Below are 2,108 nucleotides of genomic sequence, written 5' to 3' on the forward strand. Positions count from 1 at the left end.
CCACACCGCCAGCATCGACACGACTACGTCGTTGCCGCGTTCCAGGCACAGCCCGACGACCGATTCCGCACCGACCCCCAAGCCCCGCAGATGACCCGACAACCGCACAGCACGCTCAAACAGCTCGCGGTACGTCATCGAGGAGTCCTCGAAGACCACGGCGATCGCGTCCGGGCGGGTTGCCGCCTGCGCCGCGATCAGCTCGTGCACGCTGGCAAAGGCGGTCGCCCCTAGCTGGTCCTGGCCCTGACCGCCGAAAATCGGCAGTTGCGACAGTGGACGGTCGGGGTCGTCGACGATGGCGTACAGCAGGTTCAGCAGGTGACCGGTCATACGCTCGACCGTCGAGCGGTCGAACACCGCGGTGCTGTACTGCAAGGCCCCGCCAAGCTGGCCGTCGATGTCCGCCACGGTGACGCTCAGGTCGATCTTCACGGTGAGCTCGGCGGCGGGGGTGCGCTCGGCCGGGCGACGTTGGACGTAATTGAACGCCGTCTGCAACAACGGATTCCGGTACCGGCTGCGGTCACGGACGAGCTCGTCGACCACCTGCTCGAACGGCACGTCCTGGTGCGCAAAGGCCTCCAGCGCGGTGGTCCGGGTCCTGACGAGCAGCTCGGTGAAGGTGGGGTCATCGTCCAGCCGGCTGCGCAACACAACGGTGTTGACGAAGAACCCGATGAGCGCCTCGGTCTCGGCCGGTTCGCGGTTCGCGACGGGGGTGCCGATGAGGATGTCGTCTTGTCCGGTGTACCGCCCGAGGAGCACGGCGTACGCCGCGATCAACGTCATGAACGGGGTGGCGCCATGGCGGCGTGACAGGTCGCGCAGGCCGGCCGTGACGTGGTCGGGAATCAGGAACTCGACGGCGTCGCCGGAGGTCGAGCGCACCGCCGGTTGGGGCCGGTCGGTGGGCAGTTCGAGGACCGGCGGGTCGGCGAGCTGGGTCCGCCAGTAGTCGAGTTGGGTGTTGAGGGTGTCGGTGGTGAGGTGGTGGCGTTGCCAGGTGGCGTAGTCGGCGTACTGGGTCGGCAGTGGTGGGAGGGGTTGGTGGTTGAGCAGGGTGGTGAGTTCGTGGCGGAGGATTCGGTCCGACCATTCGTCGGTGATGATGTGGTGGGCGGTGATGGTGAGGAGGCGCTGGTCGATGAGGGCGGCTCGGATGAGGGGGCCGGTGGCGAGGTTGAAGGGGGTGTCGGTGTCGGCTGTGGTCTGCAGCGGGAACGGGGTTGGTGGGTCGATGACCTGGTACGGGATGCCGTCAGGGTCGGTGATGATGCGGGTGCGCAGGATTTCGTGGCGTTCGACGATGGTGCTCAGGGCGTCGGCGACGGTCGTGGGGTCGGTGGTGTCGGGGAGGGGAATGACGGTGGGGACGTGGTATTCGGTCGAGTTGGGGTCGAGTTGGTGCAGGAACCAGAGGCGTTGCTGGGCGTAGGACAGGGGTAGTGGTTGGCTGCGGTCGGCGGGCGTGATCGGCACGACGCCGACGCTGGTGTTGGTGGTGGTGTCGATGGTGGCGGCGAGGTCTTTGATGGTGGGGTGGTCGAAGAGCGCGGCGAGCGGCAGGCCGATGCCGAGGCGCGTGACTGCCTGGGTGGCCAGCAGGGAGTGCCCGCCCAGGTCGAAGAAGTTGTCGCTGACCCCGACCTGGTCCAAGCCGAGCAGTTCGGCCCAGATGCCGGCGAGCAGCTCTTCGGTGGGAGTGGTGGGCGGTTGGTAGGTGGCGGTGAGATCGGGCCGGGTGCTGTCAGGGGCGGGCAGGGCGTTGCGGTCGAGTTTGCCGTTGGCGGTGAGTGGGAGGTGTGTCAGTTCGATGTAGTGGGTGGGGATCATGTGGTCGGGCAAGGTGCGGTGCAGGTGCGCGCGGAGTTCGTCGGTCGGGGGTAGGCCGTCGGGGCCGATGAGGTAGGCGGTGAGCTGCTGGTTGTGTTCGGTGACGACGGCGGTGGTGATGGCGGGGTGGGTGGTGAGGGCGTGCTGGATTTCGGCGGGTTCGATGCGGTGCCCGCGGATCTTGATTTGGTGGTCGGCGCGGCCGAGGTAGTCGAGGTGGTGGTTGGGTTGCCAGCGGGCGAGGTCGCCGGTGCGGTAGAGGCGGCTGCCGT

The 2,108-nt window shown here is 67.7% G+C and carries 1 protein-coding gene; it reads right to left on the minus strand.

Annotation, left to right across the window (positions count from 1 at the left end; all coding sequences use genetic code 11):
* The coding region (locus tag ABD901_RS58405) for a condensation domain-containing protein (RefSeq protein ID WP_345144988.1) at nt 1-2,108 on the minus strand (2,108 nt) is incomplete at both ends.

The organism is Dactylosporangium darangshiense (assembly GCF_039537565.1).
Lineage (GTDB): Bacteria > Actinomycetota > Actinomycetes > Mycobacteriales > Micromonosporaceae > Dactylosporangium > Dactylosporangium darangshiense.